This is a genomic window from Proteiniphilum saccharofermentans, assembly GCF_900095135.1.
In the GTDB taxonomy this organism is placed as follows: Bacteria; Bacteroidota; Bacteroidia; order Bacteroidales; family Dysgonomonadaceae; genus Proteiniphilum; species Proteiniphilum saccharofermentans.
The window spans coordinates 66,847-89,831 of the sequence record NZ_LT605205.1 but is presented as its reverse complement, the minus strand read 5'-3'; the positions used below and the strand labels follow the sequence as shown (position 1 = coordinate 89,831).

The window sequence follows — 22,985 nt, the reverse complement described above, 5'->3', positions numbered from 1 at the left end:
ATCGAGAGCAAAAATGGGTCACAAAACATCGTCAGTCGAACGATTTAGTTGCATACACCCGATCTACTTATTCTACAACCTTCACCCACGCACCTCTGTTTCTTGCCTCTTCGTGCGGTGCATACATTGCCTGGCACGATACCGGCGGCAGATAATAATTACCCCGGTATGCTGCCTGCAACCGCACGCGGAATGTCTTCGTCTGTCCTGCACCAAGGTTAAAATAGGTCAGTACGCGGTCGTCGCGAATATCGCGGTAGTTATATCCTCCGCCGGAAGCAGACGCATCCGCTTCGAGCATCCGTTCATTGAAAATTTCCCAACCGGACGGGAACACCTGTGTCAGTGCCAGATCAGTAAAGGCCTGTTCGGCGCTGTTCTGGACGGTTACCACTACCGTGAATTCCGTTCCCTGCGGAAGCGATTCCACATTCAACGGGTTGCCGTTCAGATCGACATACCTTACCGACATCCTAAACCGCCCTTGCGTCGGTTCCTGATCTGTACCGACCTGTGGAATTGTCCTGGCCGAAAGGCGTGTATAGAGCTTACCTTCTCCCTTATTGGTAAGATTTACCGAAAGTTTTTTGTCCGGATTTATATCTACCTGATGGATCGCTTTCGGCGTATTCACATTCTCCATATTCCTGCCATTCAATGTCCAATCGACATCGATATTACCCGAACCGACTTGTCCGGCGAGTTTAGCCATTGCCACCAGTCCGAACGCGGCGGTCTGGGTAGTGATATAACTGGAAGATAACGATTCTGCCACTGAGGGGGCTATTGACATCGCTTTTTCCACATTGTCAAGCAGCAGGTATGTTTCCAGGATCATCGCCCTGTCCCGCGCCGATGTTCCATAGGTATCATTGTTGAAGCTGTACGCTGAGACCTCATCGGGCAGATTGAAGACCAACGAATTGGCAACATCAACTCTACCTGCCATTGCATACGCGGCAGCCAACCGCCAACGCGCCTGCAACGACAAACCGGACAGTTCCCGCATACGGTTCATAGCACCGAGCTCCGTAGTTCCGTTCAGCACCAGGGTGTAAAGGCGATACGCCTGTTGCAGTTCGATCATAGAAACGGAGTAATAAGTTCGGTTGGGATTGGTAGGTAGCCAATTCTGCGCAAGCCTCCTCTGGAACTGGGCCCATCGTGAAAGCACGGTTTCCGGCACCTCGTATCCCTTGTTTTTCGCCTCAATCAGAAAATGCCCTGCATAAGTAGTTGCCCATTCCGATGCGTAACTATCTCCATACCAATACATAAATCCGCCATCGGCCAATTGCCGTGATGAAAGCATCCTGATCACCTCATTCACTTTCGCAGTCATCTGCTTCTTTTCATCCTCTCTCAGCACCGTGAACTCCTCGATATAGAGCAACGGGAAAGCCTGCGAAGTGATCTGTTCGGTACATCCGTGAGGGTACTCAAGCAGATAATTCATATTCTGACTGAAATTGACACTCGGCAGACGTGAGAGTTCGAGGGTAGCCCAATCATCAGGCTCCACTCCCTCGGTTTGAATATCGAGTGTGACCGATTCTCCCGGATCGATCAGTTTTGCCTGTGTGATAACGGTAGGCGGATTCGGGTTACGGACTGCGATATCAATGGTCTCCGAGAATGACATACCATTACCGGTAGCTTTAATTTCCACCTGTTCAGCTCCGGTCTCCTTACCGGATGCAAGTTTGAAGAAAACAATTTTATCGCCCGGCTTGTCAAACGACACGTTTTTGGTTGTCCCGTCCGTTGGTTTAAGTAAACCTTTTGTCTGAATGGAAACCTGCACATTTTTCACGCTATTCCCCATAGCAAAAACATTGACAGGGAGCCATACTTCTTCGTCCGGCCCCATGATGCGTGGAAGTGTGGAAAGCGTCATCAGGTCGTTTTTCACTTCCACGGTTTTCTCGGCGTTGCCATAGGCACCGTCTCCACCGGCCACCACCATCACCCGTACCGACCCGATATATTGCGGAAGCCTGATCGTATGCGATTTTGTCTCACCACCTTTCAATTCAAATGGCCCGATAAATTTCACCACCGGCTTAAAGCGGTTCACATTGTCACGCGACGGTCTCAATGCTTCATCACCGCCGATACTCAACAACGGTCCCATCATACCGGTATTTGCTCCCAGTACACGGTCGAACAGATCCCATGTTCGTACGCCAAGGGCTTCACGCGCATAAAATTCGCTCCACGCATTGGGTGTCTTGAAAGCGGTCAGATCGAGCAAACCTTCATCCACAATAGCCAGGGTATAGGTCATCGGTTTTTTTGTTTTTTCCGATACCGAGATGGTAAACTCTTTTTCAGGTTTAAGCATATCCGGCATACGGATAACCGGCTCCAGAATACTATTCTTGTTCTCCACACCCACATTCACCACACCATACATCCGGATAGGCAGGTCGTTCACGGTCTGCGCGTGTGGTTGCAGCATGGTGGCGAATACATAGAAGTTGGGCGCCATATTCTCAGTGACCTCTATCACATATTTGGTATCTTCCTCACCGGAAGTTTTCACCCATTCCCGATGAAGGATTCCCGATCCGTTTTCGATACTGATGAGCACGCGGCCTTCCGAACTTTTCGGGATGATAACCGTTGCCTTCTCACCGGTTTCATACGACGGTTTGTCGGTGGAGAATGCCAACATGGTCAGCCCTTCCGGGTCACTCTTGGCCGAGCGTCCCCGCCATAACGGCCAATCGACATAAAAGACCGTCCCGGTAGCATGTTTACCCTCTTTATCTTTCACCAGAAGGAGGTAGCGCCCCCAATCGGGATAATCCACCTGAAAATCGATTTTACCCTTTCCGTTGGTGAGTGTTACATCTCCGTTTGCCACGATGTTGGCGGCAGTATTGTTCACGTAAGACCCCAGATCTTCCTGCGTACTGTCCCACCACCAGCTCCAGTTGAGTTTATAAACCGTATATTCCACATTTCCCGAAACAGCCTTGCCATAAGCATCTACCGTAACCACATCGAACGGGACCGGGCTGTCGGTCTCCAGGAACTGGCCGGGACGCAAGTCAGGTGCTTTTACCCCTACATACCTTTTATAAGGCGAATAAAAGACCGTCTGGGCATAAAAACTCATATCCCCACCGGTTTCGTACACGCGTGAAAGGATATTCCCGCGCAACATTCCCGGTGCATTTTCGGCTACAGGGACTTTGGCATTGACTCCCGCCACACCGGAAGCATTGAGTACTCCCTCGAATATTTTCGTCTTACTTGTTTCGAATTTCACTATCGGATTATTGAACGAATAGCCGACATATCCTTTGAACGGGTTATCAGATGCATAGAGCGTCAGGTCTACATCTGCTTTCAGGTTCGAAGCAGGTGCGCCGTGCAGCCATTGTGATGTAAGTGTACCCGAGATAACGCCATTTGACGCATCAATAATGGAGTCGGTATCCAAACGCACCCTTAACCGGTTGGGTTTGATGGTTTCTATGCGAAGCGACTTATGGAAAGTGGTACCGCCCACTTTTACCTGTCCCTGCCAGACACCGGTCTCTGCAGCCGGATCTGTCGGCACGGTGAAAGTGTAGAACCCGTTCAGGCCGTCGCTCTTCACCTGCCTTTGGTAAAATTGCCCCCGGGGAGTATAGACCTCAAGGGTCACGGGGTGTCCTTCCGGTAATTTTTTCTCTCTGTCTTCAAGGATAAACGATACGAAGATGGTATCACCGGGGCGCCATACGCCGCGTTCGGTATAGACATACCCTTTCAGTCCTTTTTGTATCTCTTTTCCGCTTACATCGAACCGGCTGAGCGATAACGACGCCTGGTCTGCCACTTCCAGATAGCCGGTATCATTACCTTTGGCTACCGTCACGACAAACGGGCGCCCTTTCTTATAATCGATCTCAGCAAAGCCTTTGCGGTCGGTCTTACCCGAACCCATGACCTGCATCTGATAGTTGTATATAGTCACTTCGGCTCCGGAGAGAGGCTCGGTGGAGAGTATATCAGTCACAGCCACACTCATGATATGCCCCTGCCCTGCTTTGGCAATGATTCCCACATTGGATGCCATGACCATTGTTTGGATCCTGCGATCCTGAAGCATATAATAGGTCGGCTTACAAGGATCATCCCGCTCTTCCCATTTATATCCGCTCCAGTCGATCGGTTCATAATAATAAGGGTATGGTTCATCCCACACCGCTTCATCCTCTTCAGATAGCTGGTCATCGGAAAAACGTTTCATGATCGCTTCATCGGGAGACTGTGGCCTTATCCCTTCGCAGGGATAGAGCGAATAATCGGACCGCATGGAGAGCTGTACCATATAGAGAGCACCGGGATCTTTCCCGATCATCTGGGAAAGATCGATGGTGAAATTGTTCCATTTTGAAAGATCCAATTGTTTATCCCTATCCAGACGGATGCGTTTCTTCATCACCAACCGTCCGAAACGACGCAACTCACTACCCGACTGGTTGTTGTTCAGTGAAGAGGATTGCAGGTAATAAAGGAGATTGTTGCGGTATATTTTCACCACTTGCACATCTACCGCCCAAAGGTTTACAGCGCTGAATGGTAATAATAGTTGTTCTGCATCGGGCAGGATATTTCCACTCTTTTCGAATTTTATCTGCGGTTTATCATCGTCCACTTGCAATTGATAAAGATAACTCTTGTCAAGGTTCAATCCGGAGTTATTTTTAATACCCTCATAGATCTGCAGTTCCATCTGTCCTTTCGGCAGGGTTTCAGGATATATCTTGATCACATTCTTGTCGATACGGTAAGTGAAATTCTTCACACCGGAGGGTACGATCAATCCTTCCAGATCCTGCGTCTGTGAAACCGGATCACTGAAAGTCAGCCGGATATGAGGATCGGCAACCTGCATCATACGCACATCCGTCACTTCAAAATGATCCTTCGAAAATGCGGGGATATCGATCGTATATTCAACCTTCTTCTTTGAATTAATTGCTTTCCCGTCAATGGTCAGCGCATATTGCTGCGGCTTATCCGTCCGCTGCAGGCTATCTATCGAAACGTGAAACGCAGTGGCACCAGCAGGCTTTACCTGTATATGGCTCTGTTTCGCTCCTTTCACATCGAACATTCTGGTAACGTCGTCCGACGAAACAGGATTGGACAGATTCATCGTCACTTCTACCCTGTTCCATGTCAGGTCGGACATACTCATCGGTGAAAAGGGAAGCAGGTCGGCAGTAAAACTTTGCTCATTTACACGGATGGAGAAGTTAAATTGTCGGAATTTCTCCTCCACGTCCAACACTTTTCCCAAAAGGAAGCCAATATGGTATTCCTTTCCCGGCTCCAACTCTCCCGCATCGGGCATAAAACGGATGGTGTTCCCATTCACCCAAAAAGTTTGTCCTTTCAAAGAGGGCGAAAACGAAAATAACTTATCTTTTACTTCAGCATTCAACTCCACGGCAGGAATCTCCTGCACAAGTTCTATCTGGATAAATGCATCGGAAGAGACATTTCCATACGTAAATGCTGAAATATAACGGGCAAATTCCGGGTCAATTTCTTTACCGCTTTTTGTACTACAACCGGCTAACAACAGGAGAAGAGCCACACATATAACAGAAAAAAAAAGGAGAGATGTTCGTCTCATACGATAAAAATTAGATACAAGAGTCAAGACTTGCTTAATTATTCAATTTATTAATCTACAGAAATATCAATTATCAGAATTCCAAATAGGGTTCAAGACGAAGGATGTCATCCGGTGTAAACTCATCGAGGATGGAGAGTTCACGAATAGAGGTGATATTACCTTTTCTCCGGCGAATGCTCATGATCGCTTGTACCTGTTTGTAATTCAGGTAGGGATGACGCAATAATTCCTTGAAATCTGATTGATTAACCTGGATCCTGCGGAAATTGCCATCAGGTTCAATATAAACAGCTATGCGGGAGAAAAGTTCCTGATCAATACCGTACACTTCCAATAGTTGCTCAACATATACAAATCCGCCCAGCAAGTCGCGGTACTTCACAATACGGGAAGCATACACACTACCGATACCGGGCACTTTCTTCCATTCGGACGTATCGGCTTTGTTCAGGGAAATAGTTTCCCCTTCGGAAAGTTTCTCCATAGACGGATAAGCAGCACGGAAGGATGATATGTCACTGCTTCGTGAGGAATACCTTTCTGTAGCATTCTTCTCACCTTGACGGGAGATGCTCTTATTTGCAGAACCACCCTTGTCCGACGAACGCTCTGCAGCACTTTTCCGCTCCATTGGAGCCTCTCTCTCTTCTGGAACAGTAACGGCGGAAGGTTCCCTTACCTTTAATGTACGCCGAAATTCTTCAAATTCCCGAACCAGCGAATCATTCTGCATCAGGATAACATCCGACGAGTTCTTGTAGCTGAGAAGTGCATTCAAAATAAAGGTTAACACAATAAGAATAAGCAACAGGATGACTGCTGTCTTTGAACCTCTCTGAAAATATAGAAAATCTTTCCAGCGCATGTCTTTCTAACGTGCTAATTAATCAATATGCCAATGTGCCAATTAAATTATTAAATCATTGTGCCATCCAAATTCATTGGCATATTAACCACGATTTGCTCCGTTGAACGTTGTTTGGCACATTATTCTCATTGGCACATTAACCTGCCTTAAAGTTAGAAATTATATTGTTTTCTTTTTGATAAATAGTCATAAATTGTATCTTTGGTGAATCTTTGTCCGTTAAATGTCCGTCTAATCTCAGATTCCCGCAGAATATGGTATTGAATTATATTTGGATTGCTTTTTTTCTGATCGCTTTCGTGGTGGCTTTGGTAAAGCTGGTTTTCTTTGGAGATGTAAATGTCTTTACCGAGATCATGAATTCTACTTATGAGTCCGCCAGAACCGGTTTTGAAATTTCTCTGGGATTGACGGGGGTGCTGTCACTCTGGCTGGGGGTGATGAAGATAGGTGAACGGGGAGGCATGATAGAGCTCTTTTCGAGGGCTGTCGCCCCCCTTTTTTCCCGGCTTTTTCCCGATATACCCAAGAATCATCCTGCTTCGGGCTCCATCCTGATGAACCTCTCTGCCAATATGCTGGGCCTTGACAATGCAGCTACACCGTTCGGGTTGAAAGCGATGCAGGAACTGCAGGAGATTAACCTGAGAAAAGAGGAAGCCTCCAATCCCATGATCATGTTCCTAATCCTGAATGCATCGGGTTTGACATTGATTCCCGTCACTATTATGGTTTATCGTGCACAGTTGGGTGCTGCCAACCCTGCCGACATCTTCGTCCCGATTATGATCGCTACCTTTTCCTCTACCGTGATCGGCATGATTGCCGTCTGTCTGAAACAGCGTATCAATATCTTCAACAAGGCGATCATGGGTTTTGTATTGAGCATAGCAATACTTATCATCGGCACGATAATTCTCTTCCGGTCGATGTCGCAGGAACAGATCAATATTGTCTCGGGTCTTGCTGCAAATATCTTTCTCTTCACTATTATCGTACTTTTCATTGTAAAGGCACTACGCCGTAAAATAAATATCTTTGATGCGTTTATCGACGGGGCAAAAGAGGGTTTTAAGACTGCTGTCACCATTATTCCTTTCCTTATCGCTATACTGGTAGGGATTGGGGTCTTCCGTGCTTCGGGAGCGATGGATTTCCTGATGGAAGGGCTGCGGGATATGGTAGCGCTGACAGGCCTCGATACCCGCTGGGTGGATGGTATGCCCACCGCATTGATGAAACCGCTGAGCGGTAGCGGTGCCAGGGGAATGATGATCGATGCCATGCAGACATTCGGAGCCGACTCGTTTGCCGGCAGATTATCCTCCGTACTTCAGGGGGCTACCGACACCACCTTCTATATCGTGGCTGTTTATTATGGTGCGGTGAACATCAAAAATTCCCGCTATACCGTTCCCTATGCGCTTTTGGCCGATTTGGCAGGTATTATTGCCGCCATTTTTGTGGCCTATCTCTTTTTCGGATAAAAAATAAAGCATCCTCCAGGTGAATAAATGTTAATAAAATGGCAATTACTTTCGAAGCTGAAAATATCGATTTCCCGAAGATCAAAAAAAGGGAGACGGCAAACTGGATAAAATCCGTTACGAAAAGTTACGGGAAACAAACCGGTGATATTTCCTATCTTTTTTGTACCGACGAAAAAATTCTGGAAGTCAACCGGCAATACCTTCAACATGATTTTTATACCGATATCATCACCTTCGATTATTCCGAAGGTAATCGCATTTCGGGAGATATTTTTATCAGCCTCGATACGGTACTATCCAACTCAATTCAATATGACACTGATTTCGAAGAGGAGTTATACCGTGTCATTATCCATGGCGTGCTCCACTTATGCGGTATCAATGATAAATCGGAAGCCGAAAGCAAACAGATGAAAGAGGCTGAAGAAAGAGCCCTCAGCCTGAGAAAAGAAAAAGGGAATTAATTCTGTAATTCCCGCCATATAAAGCACCTTGGAAAAAACAAATCGTTAAAAAGAGAAATCAATAGCGGCTGAAAGACCTACTCTGCCGATTCTCCTGGAGAAATCCTCACCATGTGGTCCAGTCTTCAAATTGGGATTACTCATTCTGGAAAAGGGTGCATAAATACCACTGGTTTGGACAGTTATTCCTGCAAAAGGGAGAAGTTGGTAACGGATAGCTCCGGACAAAGTAAAACCTGCAGCAATTCCTTTATATGCACCACCCATTTTTCTATCCTCGGGTAATTGACTTTGATCAACGATTAAATCAGGAGAATCAATAATATAAGTAATTATCTTTTCTATTCCTGTCAATTCATTATAAAACATCACTACTCCGGCATTAGCCATGATCATCCATTTCGTTTCACCCAAAGGCCATCTTCCATAAATGGCGGGACCAAACATATGCGATTTCTCTTTAAAAGCTAATGACTTATATTCATACACAGGATAATCATAGGAGTGTTCTGTATATTCCAGATAAGATTCTTTATTGTATTTGGAGGTATAGAAAGCATACTTTATCCCAACTCCATAATTCTTTGAGAAAAACCAAGCACCATCAAAACCGGGAGAAAATCCCCTTTTGGTTGGAGGAACGATAAGTTCATTCGATAATTCAATACTTGAAGATCCTAAGTTGAAGTTCATACCGGCATTCAACGACAAATAAATTTTTTGGTATTGCTATCCACTGTTATCAGATTGTCCATATACAGAAAAGATAAAAAATATGCAGAATGCAGCCAAGAAAAGTTGTTTCAGATTCATTATCGCAAGTTTTAGAAATTTTTTATATAAAATATATGTCGATCGCAGAATTAACAATCGAGGAATAAAGGCGACTCAAAACGAATAATGTAATTGAACAATTGATATTTTGGGTGCAAATATATAAAGATTCCGATAAACAAACGAATGAACTTGAAGAATCATTTTCTCTGTAAACATCTGAATTAAAAGGGATTTTATACCTCTTTCCGGTAATTAACATTACTATAACAGGTAACTTTTTCTTTTTTAGTATCTTTGCTATCTCAAATCAAAAAAAAAATGACTTTCAATTACGACATCATAGTGGTAGGGGCAGGCCATGCCGGATGCGAAGCGGCTGTAGCCGCTGCCAATCTGGGATCCAAGACACTCCTGATCACGATGGACATGAACAAGGTTGCCCAGATGAGTTGCAATCCCGCCGTAGGTGGTATTGCCAAGGGACAGATTGTGCGTGAAATTGATGCATTGGGTGGGCAGACGGGAATTGTGAGCGACAAGACTGCTATCCAGTTCCGCATGTTGAACCGTTCAAAAGGCCCTGCCATGTGGAGCCCCCGTGTACAAAGTGACCGGATGAAATTTATCGAAACATGGCGCACAATTATAGAAAACACACCTAACCTGGATATGTGGCAGGATATGGTGACCGGGCTTCTTTGTAAAGACTCTACTATTTCCGGAGTAAAAACCGGCATGGGAGTAGAGTTTTTCAGCAAAGCAGTAATCCTTACAAACGGCACTTTTTTAAATGGACTGATCCATATTGGCAAGGTACAGATCGGCGGAGGACGTGTTTCCGAACCGGCCTCCTACGGGATGACAGAGCAATTGCGTGACCTGGGATTCTCCACTGACCGGATGAAGACAGGGACTCCAGTACGTATTGACGGGAGAACGGTTGATTTTTCCCTGCTGGAAGAACAGAAAGGAGATGAAGATTTTCATAAATTCTCCTATCTTCCGGATGTACAACGAACACTCAAACAAAGAAGCTGCTGGATAGCTTATACCTCTGAAGAGGTACATGAAGCCTTACGTGATGGATTAAGTGATTCGCCACTCTACAACGGACAGATACAAAGCATAGGGCCTCGCTATTGCCCCAGCATAGAGACCAAAATCGTCACTTTTTCCGAGAAGACGAGCCATCAACTGTTTTTGGAACCTGAAGGAGAAACAACCCATGAGTGTTATCTCAACGGCTTCTCTTCTTCCCTACCCTTGCAGACACAATTGAGCGCCTTGCAACGGATACCGGCCTTCCGGAATGCACATATTTTCCGTCCCGGTTATGCCATAGAATATGATTTCTTCGACCCCCGGCAATTGTATCCGACACTGGAAACAAAGTTGGTGAAAAACCTCTTTTTTGCAGGACAAATCAACGGCACTACGGGTTATGAAGAGGCGGCAGGGCAAGGATTGATAGCAGGCATCAACGCCCATATCAACTGTCATGGGGGAGATCCTTTTGTATTACGCAGAGACGAAGCATACATAGGAGTATTGATCGACGACCTGATCACGAAGGGTGTTGACGAACCCTATAGGATGTTCACCTCCCGTGCTGAATACCGTATTCTTCTCCGTCAGGACAATGCAGACGAAAGACTCACAAAAAAGAGTTATGAGTTAGGACTGGCGACTCAAGAGAGACTCCGGCTACTCAACCGAAAAGAAGAAAAAGTTGCACAAATCATCAATTTCGCACACAATTTCTCCATCAAGGCAGATCGTATCAACCCATTCCTCGAACACATCGGCACAGCACCTTTGAAGCACGGCGTGAAGCTACATGACCTGTTAACAAGGCCACACATCGACCTGACGCTAATGGCGCAAGAGGTGGCTCCGCTCAAAGAGCTATTAGAGACTATCGACGAACGGGAAGAGGAGATCATTGAGTCGGCCGACATAGAGATAAAATATAACGGCTATATCAAGCGTGAACGGATGATGGCGGATAAAATCACACGTTTAGAAGATATTCGCATCAAGGACAAATTCAACTACAACGAAATACAATCGCTCTCGACAGAAGCAAGACAAAAACTGACCAGAATTAACCCGGGGACGATTGCCCAGGCGAGCAGAATTCCGGGTGTTTCACCCAATGACATATCCGTTTTGCTTGTCTTATTAGGACGTTAAAACAGAAATGTTTCACGTGGAACATTCAAAAAAGATAAATTATATAACAACGTTTCGTTAAGCTAAAATAACGCGTAAGCGAGGGCAGTGTCAAGCTCGCTTGAACATTGCCGAGCGAGAGTTATTTATTTAAATGAGCATAGTATAAACTCGCTTATATTACCATCGCGAGTACTATTTCGACAAGAGAGAACATAAGCAAAACAAGTTTTACTTATGTCGGACGCAGAAATAGTCTGTAAAGAATTGAAAATCGAGGAGCGAAAGCGACTCAAATAGACTAATTTTAATGAATAAAAAATGAGTATCGAAACACTTACTTCCGCTGTCAGGAGCATCCCTGACTTCCCTATTCCGGGGATTGAATTCTACGACATCACGACCCTGTTCCAATCAGCATCCCACTTGAAAGAACTTTCGGATATCCTATATGACAGATATAAGGACAAGGGTATTACCAAAGTGGTGGGGATCGAATCCAGGGGTTTTTTTATGGGGCCGGCTACCGCGATCCGGTTAGGTGTAGGATTTGTACCTATCCGTAAACCCGGAAAACTCCCTTATAAAGTAATAGAAGAAACTTACACGAAAGAATATGGGGAAGACACCATCCAGATCCACCAGGATGCATTGACGAATGAGGACGTGGTGTTGCTTCACGACGACCTGCTGGCTACCGGAGGAACGATGGTGGCTGCGTATAATCTTGTAAAGAAATTGGGTGTAAAGAAGATTTATATCAACTTTCTTATAGAACTGGAAGAGCTAAAAGGGATTGATCATTTCCCGAAAGATGTCGAAGTAAATTCGGTAATCAAATTTTAAGGAGAGAGAATATCCCTGATAGTATCGGCAGATAGAATTGCTGACCGGCCATCAGGGATTTTCACTCCAATTTAGACTAAAACCCAGCCATGACCGACGAAATTAAAAATACGCTTGCCGTTATCCCTCACCAACCGGGCTGCTATCAGTTCCTTGATGAGAATGACACCGTTATATATGTCGGTAAAGCCAAGGATCTCAAAAAAAGAGTCTCTTCTTACTTTAACAAACACCATGATCATCCGAAAACACGCATTCTTGTAAGAAAGATACGAAAGATAAAATACATTGTCGTCAATTCTGAAGAGGACACCTTCTTACTCGAAAATAACCTGATCAAAAAGTTAAAGCCACGATACAATGTGATGCTTAAGGATGACAAATCCTACCCCTTTATCGTGGTGAAAAATGAATATTTCCCCCGGGTCTATAAAACCCGGAATATAGTGAAAGATGGGTCCAAATATTTCGGCCCCTATACCTCGGTACAATCGGTGAATGCACTGCTGGATATTTTCAGGCGTGTATACAAAATACGTACGTGCCGGCTCAATCTGACTCCTGAAAACATAGCCGCCGGAAAATTCAAGGTATGCCTCGAATATCATATCAAACGATGTGAAGGGCCATGTGAGGCTTTGCAATCACTGGCAGAGTACAATAAAAATATCGAAGAGATCATTGAGATATTGAAGGGGAATGTAGCTATTATCGAAAGACAGATTCATGAAAAGATGCAGACCCTTGCGGGACAACTGCGGTTTGAAGAGGCACACAGGTTAAAGGAAAAATTGCTGCTGATCCAGAATTTCAGAGAGAAATCACAGGTAGTAAGTAACATAAACTATAATCTGGATGTCTTCTCCATTGAAGAGGCTGAAAATTCAGCATACATTAATTACCTACACGTAGTGAATGGCGCTGTGAATCAAGCTTATACGTTCGAATATAAAAAGAAACTCGATGAATCTCCTGAAGAACTGCTTGGAATGGGGATTGTAGAGATGCGGCAACGATTCGGCAGTGACATGAAAGAGGTGATCGTACCTTTTATTCCCGACCTGAAACTGCCGGACGTAGAGTTCACCATTCCACAAAGGGGAGAAAAACGAAAACTGCTCAGTCTGTCAGAAAAGAATGTAAAGCAATATAAGATCGACAAATTGAAAAAAGCAGAGATGCTCAATCCCGAACAACGGGCAACCAGAATCCTGAAGGGAGTACAGAATGATCTCCGGTTAAAAGAAATTCCATGGCACATCGAGTGCTTCGACAATTCCAATATCCAGGGGACAAATCCGGTGGCAGCCTGTGTTGTTTTCAAAAAAGCAAAACCATCAAAAAAAGATTACCGCCATTACAACGTGAAAACGGTTGTAGGGCCTGATGATTTCGCATCAATGCGCGAGATTATAGAAAGACGCTATTCTCGGCTACTTAACGAAGGCGCTCCCCTACCCCAACTCATTGTAATTGATGGAGGTAAAGGACAATTGCATGCTGCTGTGGAATCGCTTCAGAAAATCGGACTATACGGAAAAATCGCAATTATAGGTATTGCCAAGCGCCTGGAAGAAATTTATTTCCCTGAAGATCCCATTCCGCTCTATATCGACAAGAGTTCAGAAACGTTAAAACTTATCCAGCAGGCACGGGATGAAGCGCACCGGTTTGGGATCACCTTCCACCGGCAAAAAAGGAGCAAATCTCAAACAACTTCGGAATTGGACCAGGTCAAAGGTATCGGCCCTGAAACAAAAAAGAGATTGTTGATCTATTTTAAAAGTATCAAACGGATTAAAGAGGCAACCAAAGAAGAGCTCATTTCTGTGATCGGAAAAAGTAAAGGCGAGATCATCTGGAAATGGATAACAAGGGAAAATGAGCAATTATGAGACTACTTATTCAACGCGTAAGGGAAGCAGCCGTTCATATCGACGGGCAAAAAATAAGCAGTATTGGCGAAGGGATGCTACTATTGGTAGGAATAGAAGAAGCCGATAATGAAGAGGATATTGGCTTCCTATGTAAAAAGACGGTAAATTTACGTATATTTGACGATGGAAAAGGGGTTATGAACCGGTCGGTGCTTGAAACCGGGGGCGATATATTAGTGGTTTCACAATTTACACTGCATGCCAGCACAAAGAAAGGCAATCGACCTTCTTATCTACGTGCTGCGAAACCGGATATCTCCATCCCTCTTTATGAGCAGTTCTGCTCTACTCTGTCGGAGATGTTATTAAAACCGGTAGCGACCGGGAAGTTCGGGGCCGACATGCAGGTCAGCCTGGTAAATGATGGACCGGTTACGATTTGGATCGACTCAAAAAATAGGGAATAGAAACCGGAAGAAGGAGGAGACCGGGAAACCAGGAAGATTGGGGAGAAAGTAGGTGTAATCACTCCCGACGAATTCCAAAAAGTAACGAGAAACAAAACGAAACAATATGACGATACAGGAAGCCCAACAGCAAGTGGATGAATGGATCAAAACCTATGGTGTCCGCTATTTCAGCGAGCTGACCAATATGGCGATCCTCACTGAGGAGGTCGGTGAATTGGCACGGATCATGGCACGTACGTATGGTGATCAATCTTTCAAAAAATCTGACTTATCGAAAAATATGGCCGATGAAATGGCGGATGTGCTTTGGGTACTCCTTTGCCTGGCCAACCAGACCGGGGTAAACCTGGAAGAGGCATTAATCAAAAACATAAAAAAGAAAACCATGAGAGATGCCGACAGACACCTTAATAACGCAAAATTACAGGATAACAATGATAAATAATTTATTAAATAAAGATAAAAAGACCGATGGAAACAAACAAGTATAGCAAAGCTATCAATACACATCCGTTTATGCTGACGGACGAAGAAGTTACTAAAAAAGTAAACGACCTTCTCGCTGAAAAATATAGTGAAAATAATAATTCCGCAGTCTATAGGAAACTGTATAGTTGTATAGATCTTACATCTCTCAATAGCACCGACTCCAATGAAAGTATCTGGAAATTCGTCGAGAAGGTAAACAGTTTCGACGGCTCTAATCCCGAAATGGATAATGTAGCAGCCATCTGCGTCTATCCCAACTTTGCCCATACGGTGAAAGAGGCATTGACTGCAGATGTGAAAATCGCCTGTGTCGCAGGAGGATTTCCTTCATCCCAGACCTTTAACGAGATCAAGATAGCCGAAACATCGCTCGCTGTAGCAGACGGGGCAGACGAGATAGATGTGGTCATCAACGTAGGAAAATTTTTAGAGGGTGAATATGAAGAGATGTGTGAAGAACTCACCGAAATAAAAGAAGCCTGCCGTCACGCTTCACTGAAAGTAATTCTGGAGACCGGTGCACTACAAAATGTAAAGAATATTCATAATGCAGCCATCCTGGCGCTCTATTCCGGGGCTGACTTCCTGAAGACATCCACCGGAAAAGGATATCCCGGGGCTTCCCCTGAAGCGGCGTACGTAATATGTCAGGCCATCCTCTCCTATCATGCCAAAACAGGGAAGAAAATCGGCCTGAAAATGTCCGGAGGGATTGCTACTACAGAGGATGCCGTGAAATATTATACTATTGTGAAAGAGACACTTGGCGAAGAATGGTGCAACAATACCCTGTTCCGTCTCGGGGCAAGTCGACTGGCGGATAGCCTTCTCTCAAAAATTTAATGTATCAATAAGTAATTAATAACCACCAATTTTTCACTTTTCATTATATAGTAAAATATGAACATCAAATCTTTTCTCCTGACAGCTATTGTCTGCTTGTGTAGTCTAAGCACATTGTCAGCGCAGGATCACAGGTCAATTTCACCTCGCCGTACAACCCCCTACTGGCAGGATGTGAACGTAGTACAGGTAAACAAGGAGCATCCGCGTACGCAATTTATGACCTACGAAACCAGATCGGAAGCGCTTAACATCCCTTTCGAGGAAAGTAAATATTATCTTTCTCTTAACGGAACATGGAAATTCTATTTCGTGGATTCCTACAAACAACTGCCCGAACATGTCACCGATTCTACCGTCGTCCTCACCGGATGGAAAGATATCAAGGTACCGGGCAACTGGGAAATGCAAGGTTTCGGTACTGCGATCTATGTAAATCATCCCTACGAATTCGTAGAACGTGATCCGGAAACCCGCTATCCGAAGATGGAGCCGCCTTATCTTCCGGAAGAAAATCCGGTGGGCGTATATCGCCGTGAAATAGATATCCCCGAAGATTGGAACGACCGTGAGATATTTTTGTCCATTGACGGAGCCAAATCGGGAGTTTATGTATATATCAACGGAAAAGAGGTAGGATATAGCGAGGATTCCAAAACAGCTGCCGAATTCAGGATCAATCCTTATGTACATCCCGGTAAAAATTCACTCGTACTGAAAATATTCCGCTGGAGTACGGGCTCCTACCTTGAGGCCCAGGACTTCTGGCGTATCAGCGGTATTGAGCGGGATGTCTTCCTCTGGTCGCAACCCAAAACATCGTTACGTGATTTCAGGGTGAAATCGACACTTGATGATAGTTACCGCAATGGTATCTTCGAATTGGAAACGACCGTCAGCAACTACCTGTCCGGCGCTTCCTATGCCGAAGTCTCTTATGAACTGCTCGATCCCGTCGGCAAAGTGGTTGCCTCAGAAACGAAACCGGTGGCAGTCCAAAGCCATGGAGAGAATACCGTCCGCTTCAACGCGCAACTGCTGCCTGATGTGGCTGCATGGACTTCTGAGCATCCCCATCTTTACAAACTGCTTATCACCGTGAAGAAAGAAGGGGAAACGTCGGGAGAGGTAGTCCCCTACCCTGTCGGTTTCCGCCGTTTCGAGATCAAACCGGTAAAGACCGGCGATCGAACCGACCGGCTTTTCCTTGTGAACGGGCAACCCATCAAGTTAAAAGGGGTCAACCTGCATGAGACTAACCCCAAAACCGGGCATTATGTGACGGAAGAACTGATGCGAAAAGATATCGAGCTGATGAAACTCCACAATATCAATACCGTCCGTCTCTCCCATTATCCGCAACCACGCCGCTTCTATGAACTGTGCAGCGAATACGGGCTCTATGTATACGATGAAGCCAATATCGAGTCACACGGGCTTTATTACGGTGAACGGTCCCTCGCCAAACACCCGGAATGGGAGCAGGCCCATATGGACAGGACCGTAAATATGTTCGAAAGGAACAAAAATCATCCGTCCGTCGCCATCTGGTCGCTTGGCAATGAAGCCGGCAACGGTATCAATTTCTTCCATACCTACAAATTCCTGAAAGACCAGGAGCGTAGCCTGATGGATCGTCCGGTGAACTATGAACGGGCGTTATGGGGCTTTAACTCGGACATGTATGTGCCACAATATCCCAGTGCTGCCTGGCTGGAAGAGATCGGCAAAGCAGGGAGCGACCGGCCGGTGATCCCCTCAGAATATTCACATGCCATGGGTAACTCCAACGGTAATCTTGATATCCAGTGGGAAGCAATCTACAAATACCCGAATCTGCAGGGCGGATACATCTGGGATTGGGTAGATCAGGGTATGGAAGCTTACGACAAAGAAGGAAGGCTCTACTATAAATATGGCGGGGACTATGGTGTAGATATGCCCAGTGACGGAAACTTTCTCTGCAACGGACTGGTAAATCCAGACCGTACCCCCCACCCTGCCCTGGCCGAAGTGAAATATGTCCACCAGAATTTTGCTTTTGAAGCGGTCGATCTGTCAACAGGCGTTTTCCGGATCATTAACCGGCAATATTTCTCCAATACGGATGACTATACTTTCCGCTATACTATCACTGAAAACGGAAAGAACATATCCGAAGGAATGTTGCAAGTCTCCCTGCGACCTCAACAAACAACAGAGGTTTCATTACCTGTCGGTAAGTTACAGCCCAAACCCGGTATGGAATATTTTGTCAACTTTGAAGTGATTCAAAAAGAGGCTGCACCATTAATTCCTGCCGGTTACATCGTAGCCATCGAACAATTCAAACTACCGCTCTCGATACCTAAGCAAGCATATACGGGGAATAGTAACAATCCCCCGCTACAAGTGGATCAATCCGGAAACAGCATCCGTGTAACCTCACCCCGCCTGGAATTTGTATTTGACAAAGCAAGCGGTATGGTTACCTCCTACAAGGTGGAAGGGAATGAGTATTTTGACAAAGGTTTCGGCGTACAGCCCAACTTCTGGCGTGCCCCGAACGATAACGATTACGGAAATGGAAATCCTCACCGCCTGCAGATATGGAAACAATCAAGCAAAAATTTCAATGTCACCGACGTGAAGAGTTATCCTGAAAATAATAAAGTGGTGGTTGAAACCACTTATCTGCTTGCTGCCGGCAATCTTTATACTGTAAAATACAGTATCTATCCTTCCGGGGTTATAAAGGTAGATGTGAAATTCTTCTCTGCCGATATGGAGGAGAGACAGGTTGGTGCTTCCGAAGCGACGCTCACAGCCACTTTCTCACCGGAAGCATCCGCTGCCCGTAAAGCTTCATCCACTCTGAATGTCCCCCGTATAGGCGTGCGATTCCGTATGCCGGTGACGATGAATAACGTATCTTATTTTGGCCGTGGCCCGGGAGAGAATTATATCGACAGGGCTTCCGGATCCAAAGTAGGCCTTTACCAAACCACTGCAGAGGAAAATTATTTCCCTTATGTTCGCCCGCAGGAAAACGGACATCGGACCGATACACGATGGGTAGCCCTCACCAATGGCACCGGCGGATTGATGGTCGTTGCCGACAGTACCATAGGATTCAATGCATTGCGTAACAGCGTAGAGGATTTTGACTCCGAAGAGAACAAGGACAAGCCTTATCAGTGGAACAATTTCAGCAGTGAGGAAATCGCTTCCCGTTCCGATGAAGAGGCAAAGAACAAGCGACCCCGCCAGACGCATATCAATGATATCGTCCCCCAAGACTTCGTGGAGGTATGTATCGATATGAAACAACAAGGCGTTGCGGGATACAATAGTTGGGGAGCCCGCCCCCTTCCCGAATACAGTATTCCTGCCAATCAGGATTACAAATGGGGTTTCACACTGATTCCGGTGAAAAACGAAGCGGGGATCGCAGAGAAATCACCTTTGAAATACTAAAGGGATTTAGTTGCATCAAATCGTTTCAGATCTTATTGCAACGGGCAGAAGGTTGGTTTTCCGGCTTTCTGCCCGTTTTGTTTATGTTTTTCCTTTGTACTCGCTTAACGAAAAAGTTCACCGATTCGTAACAGTTTGACAGGAAGAAAGACATATCTTTGCAATTCAATATAGCTCAATCATAAAACACACGGCAATGCAAAAAAATTTACTCTTTCTTATTCTGCTATTCAGCAGCATCCTGGCCTATTCCCAACAGACTGCCAAAGGATATGTATATGAAGATGCCAATAGAAACGGGAAGAAAGACAGGCGTGAAGCCGGTATTCCCAATGTGTCCGTTTCAAACGGAACAGATGTGGTACTTACGGATAGTAAAGGATTTTACACTCTCCCTGTAAATGACGGTAGTACTATCTTCGTGATCAAGCCCGGCGGATACAAAACTCCTGTGGATGAAAATTTTATTCCCCGGTTCTATTACCACCACAAACCGGAGGGTTCACCCGATTCTTTCACCTATAAAGGAATATCACCAACGGGAAGTCTCCCTAAGTCGATAGATTTTGCGTTTCACAAACAGGATGAGCCGGAGAACTTCACCGCCGTTATTTTCGGTGACCCACAACCCTATTCCATTCAGGATATGGATTATTTCACGGAAAAAATAGTGAATGATGTGGTGAAAACCGATAAAACCCTGTTCGGTATAAGCTTAGGTGACATCGCAGGTGATAATCTTGATCTGCATCCGGTCTATAAAGAGCGGATGCGTCGCCTACAGTTGCCATGGTACAACGTAATGGGTAATCACGACATGAATTACGACGCGCCATCCGATGAGCTCTCGGATGAAACCTTCAAAAAGAATTTCGGCAGCGCCAATTATGCCTTCAACTACGGCAAGGCACATTTTATCATCCTTGACAACATCCTTTATCCCGATCCGCGTGATGGTAAAGGCTATTGGGGCGGTTACCGTGAGGACCAGCTTATTTTTCTGGAAAACAACCTGAAGCATGTCCCCAAAAACAAACTGGTGGTTTTGTCGCAACACATTCATATGAAAGACAATTCGGGTGGTTCGTACCGGTTGGAAGACCGCCAGCGCCTGTTCGACCTGCTGAAAGATTATGAGAATGTACTGATCATGTCGGCGCACACCCATTTACAGGACCAGATCGAATACACCGAAGCAGACGGATGGAAAGGAAAAAAACCTCTGCATGAATATAATGTGGGTACTACTTCGGGCGACTGGTATTCGGGGAAACTGGATGAGAAGGGATTACCCGACGCTACTATGCGTGACGGCACGCCGCAAGGATATGCTTTCCTGAATATCAACGGGAATCAATATGATGTGGATTACAAAGTTGCCGGTAGGGAAAGCGAGTATCAAATGAATATCTTTGCTCCGAAAGTAGTGCCGCACAAAGGAAGAACCACATCTCAGATCATGGTGAACTTCTTTATGGGCAGTCAAAACGATTTGGTCGAATACCGGATTGATGAGGGGGGATGGCGGAAAATGCACTATGTCTCCGCTCCCGACCTCAACTATCTCACAAAATTACTGGAGTGGGATTTCACCGAGGAATTACTGCCGGGACGACGTCCTTCGAATCCCGTGAACAGCACGCACGTATGGATCGGCCCTGTTCCAACGGATTTGCCGGCGGGCAAGCATACCATCGAAGTACGGGTTACCGACAGATATGGCAAGACTCACTCCGGCAAAAGAACATATTCAATCCTCGAATAATTTTTCCTGCCGAACGGCCAAACCAATCGAAAAGAGACTGTCATATACCTTTTCAACATCCCTAGACACTGCCATTTTGTCCTCTAATTTTACAGTATTAAACCGTTTTTCGACCTTTTTCGGTCATTTTGTCACAAATATACTTAAAAACGGGTTAAGCTTCCTCCCGGCATATATTTTGCACTTTTGATAGTGTAACAAAAGAAAACTAAAAGAAAGGAGTAAAATTATGGCAATTATAAGACGTACAAACAACTGGTTACCGAGTATTTTCAATGACTTTTTCGGTAATGAATGGATGGAAAACAGCAGCAGATCTGTTCCTGCCATCAATATCCAGCAGAATGAAAAAGGATTTACGGTGGAAGTTGCGGCTCCGGGCATGACCAAAGAAGACTGTGTGGTGAGGATCGATGAGGAAAATAATCTGGTGATCTCCTTTGAGAAGAAGAATGAACAAGAAGAAAAAGATAAAAAGGGAGCTTACCTCAGACGTGAATTTTCTTATACGCAGTTCCAAAGAAGAATGGTATTGCCTGAGAACGTAGAAAAGGATAAGATCTCCGCAAAGGTGGAAAACGGGGTTTTGACCGTTGAAATCCCCACTGTGGAAGAAGAAAAAGTTTCTACATCCAAGCTGATTGAAATCCAGTAAGTAACAAAAAATGAATCGGGTAAGGGAGTGGCCAATGGTTCCACTCTCTTTTTTTAATGATCCCGATCATTCAAATAGATCAGGAGAAGACGCAAAAGAGTTTTGATCTGGTCATCGATGGAGAGCTCCGAGATGATCGTTTCCGCCTCATCCAGCAATTCCCGTATCTTTTTATAGGCATATTCTACCCCACCATATTCTTTGGCAAAATCAAGCACCCTCTCGATATTTTCATCTGAATAATCCCGTGATTGAATGATTTTCAACATCCCGTCGGAAACCGTCCGGGGTGCATGCTGCAAAGCATATATAAGGGGAAGTGTCACTTTACCTTCCCGGATATCGTTTCCGGTAGGTTTACCCACATCGGTTTTGTAATAATCAAAGATATCATCCCTTATCTGGAAACAGATACCCAGGATGCCTCCCAACCGGCTGAATCCGGAGATAGTCTGCGGGGAAGCGCCTCCGGTAATAGCTCCGATAGTAATGCTGGCACGCAATAAAGAGGCTGTCTTCTTTTCGATCACCTGAAAATAGGATGCTTCATCAATTAGGATCTCCTCAGCAAGTGCAAACTGTACCAACTCTCCTTCCGCAAGACTTTTTCCCAACTCCGACATGATACGTACAATATTGAGATCCTTAGTCTTTACACTCTCAGCCAAAGCCGACGACAAAAGATAATCACCCACAAGTACCGCCCTGGTGTTATCATAAACAGCATTCACAGAACGCCTGCCCCTGCGCATATCGGACTTATCAATCACATCATCATGTACAAGCGTGGCTGTATGCAACAACTCAACAGTCACAGCACCATGATATGTTTCCGGAATAATCTGCCCGCAGGCTTTTGCAGTCAGCAACACCAACATGGGTCTTAACCGTTTACCATTCGCCTTAAAAACATAATCGATAATACCTGAAATGCGGGGATTGTCGTTTTTGATTGACTCTCGTAAATAAGTATCAAAAAGTTCCAGTTCTTCCTGCAAAAAATCTCTTATGACCTGACTCTGATCCATCGCATCCTGAATTTTATGTCACAAATTTATAAATTATTCTCCTCCCAGCAACAAATATTCGTAACTTTACATTTCTTAATCAGATTTTGAACGTTTTCGTTAAGCTAAATGAGCAAAGTCAAGCATAGAAAACAACTAAAT

General features: G+C 45.1%; 15 protein-coding genes. 11 read left to right on the top strand and 4 right to left on the bottom strand.

The genetic code is table 11. The features are described from left to right. Window positions 1–67 precede the first annotated feature (67 nt). Window positions 68–5,641: an alpha-2-macroglobulin family protein gene (locus PSM36_RS00285; protein ID WP_076928287.1), complete on the bottom strand. Its 5,574-nt coding sequence runs from the start codon at window positions 5,639–5,641 to the stop codon at window positions 68–70. Between the two features lie 73 nt (window positions 5,642–5,714). Beyond that, a complete protein-coding gene (locus PSM36_RS00280; protein WP_076928286.1) occupies window positions 5,715–6,509 on the bottom strand; it encodes a helix-hairpin-helix domain-containing protein in 795 nt (264 codons plus the stop codon). Window positions 6,510–6,766: 257 nt separating this feature from the next. Here PSM36_RS00280 and PSM36_RS00275 point away from each other — a divergent pair, with 257 nt between their 5' ends. Together PSM36_RS00275 and ybeY are read left to right on the top strand one after the other, a co-directional pair. After that, the gene (locus tag PSM36_RS00275; protein WP_076928285.1) at window positions 6,767–7,999 is read left to right on the top strand and encodes a nucleoside recognition domain-containing protein; all 1,233 of its coding nucleotides are present in this window, start codon (window positions 6,767–6,769) and stop codon (window positions 7,997–7,999) included. A gap of 38 nt (window positions 8,000–8,037) precedes the next feature. Further along, window positions 8,038–8,466 carry an rRNA maturation RNase YbeY gene (ybeY, locus tag PSM36_RS00270; protein ID WP_076928284.1) on the top strand — a complete coding sequence of 143 codons (429 nt, stop codon included), beginning with the start codon at window positions 8,038–8,040 and terminating at the stop codon, window positions 8,464–8,466. 45 nt (window positions 8,467–8,511) lie between these two features. On the opposite strand, the gene PSM36_RS00265 is transcribed toward ybeY, so the two are convergent. Beyond that, window positions 8,512–9,159: a hypothetical protein gene (locus PSM36_RS00265; protein WP_154670933.1), complete on the bottom strand. Its 648-nt coding sequence runs from the start codon at window positions 9,157–9,159 to the stop codon at window positions 8,512–8,514. A gap of 402 nt (window positions 9,160–9,561) precedes the next feature. Between PSM36_RS00265 and mnmG the strand changes: the two genes are divergently transcribed. The 9 genes from mnmG to PSM36_RS00220 all read left to right on the top strand — a co-directional run bounded on the left by mnmG (window position 9,562) and on the right by PSM36_RS00220 (window position 21,816). Next, window positions 9,562–11,436, top strand: a complete 1,875-nt coding sequence (mnmG, locus tag PSM36_RS00260) for a tRNA uridine-5-carboxymethylaminomethyl(34) synthesis enzyme MnmG (RefSeq protein ID WP_076928282.1) — start codon at window positions 9,562–9,564, stop codon at window positions 11,434–11,436. A gap of 300 nt (window positions 11,437–11,736) precedes the next feature. Then, entirely contained in the window at window positions 11,737–12,261 is a 525-nt protein-coding gene (locus PSM36_RS00255; RefSeq protein WP_019538136.1) for an adenine phosphoribosyltransferase, read from the top strand. Window positions 12,262–12,350: 89 nt separating this feature from the next. Next, entirely contained in the window at window positions 12,351–14,156 is a 1,806-nt protein-coding gene (gene uvrC / locus PSM36_RS00250; RefSeq protein ID WP_076928281.1) for an excinuclease ABC subunit UvrC, read from the top strand. Continuing rightward, window positions 14,153–14,605: a D-aminoacyl-tRNA deacylase gene (gene dtd / locus PSM36_RS00245; protein WP_076928280.1), complete on the top strand. Its 453-nt coding sequence runs from the start codon at window positions 14,153–14,155 to the stop codon at window positions 14,603–14,605. Before uvrC ends, dtd begins: the two co-directional genes overlap by 4 nt. Window positions 14,606–14,711: 106 nt before the next feature. After that, the gene (locus PSM36_RS00240; protein ID WP_019538139.1) at window positions 14,712–15,053 is read left to right on the top strand and encodes a nucleotide pyrophosphohydrolase; all 342 of its coding nucleotides are present in this window, start codon (window positions 14,712–14,714) and stop codon (window positions 15,051–15,053) included. Between the two features lie 26 nt (window positions 15,054–15,079). Further along, entirely contained in the window at window positions 15,080–15,940 is an 861-nt protein-coding gene (gene deoC / locus PSM36_RS00235) for a deoxyribose-phosphate aldolase (RefSeq protein WP_076928279.1), read from the top strand. A 57-nt stretch (window positions 15,941–15,997) separates the two neighbouring features. Continuing rightward, the gene (locus tag PSM36_RS00230; protein WP_076928278.1) at window positions 15,998–19,396 is read left to right on the top strand and encodes a glycoside hydrolase family 2 TIM barrel-domain containing protein; all 3,399 of its coding nucleotides are present in this window, start codon (window positions 15,998–16,000) and stop codon (window positions 19,394–19,396) included. 196 nt (window positions 19,397–19,592) lie between these two features. Further along, window positions 19,593–21,161 (top strand): calcineurin-like phosphoesterase C-terminal domain-containing protein, encoded by a 1,569-nt coding sequence (locus tag PSM36_RS00225; RefSeq protein ID WP_076928277.1) that lies wholly within the window; start codon window positions 19,593–19,595, stop codon window positions 21,159–21,161. A gap of 229 nt (window positions 21,162–21,390) precedes the next feature. Continuing rightward, window positions 21,391–21,816, top strand: a complete 426-nt coding sequence (locus PSM36_RS00220) for an Hsp20/alpha crystallin family protein (RefSeq protein ID WP_076928276.1) — start codon at window positions 21,391–21,393, stop codon at window positions 21,814–21,816. Between the two features lie 53 nt (window positions 21,817–21,869). Here the strand turns inward: PSM36_RS00220 and PSM36_RS00215 are convergent, their stop codons facing one another. After that, complete coding sequence (locus PSM36_RS00215; RefSeq protein WP_076928275.1) at window positions 21,870–22,844, bottom strand: polyprenyl synthetase family protein; 975 nt, start codon at window positions 22,842–22,844, stop codon at window positions 21,870–21,872. Window positions 22,845–22,985: the final 141 nt, after the last annotated feature.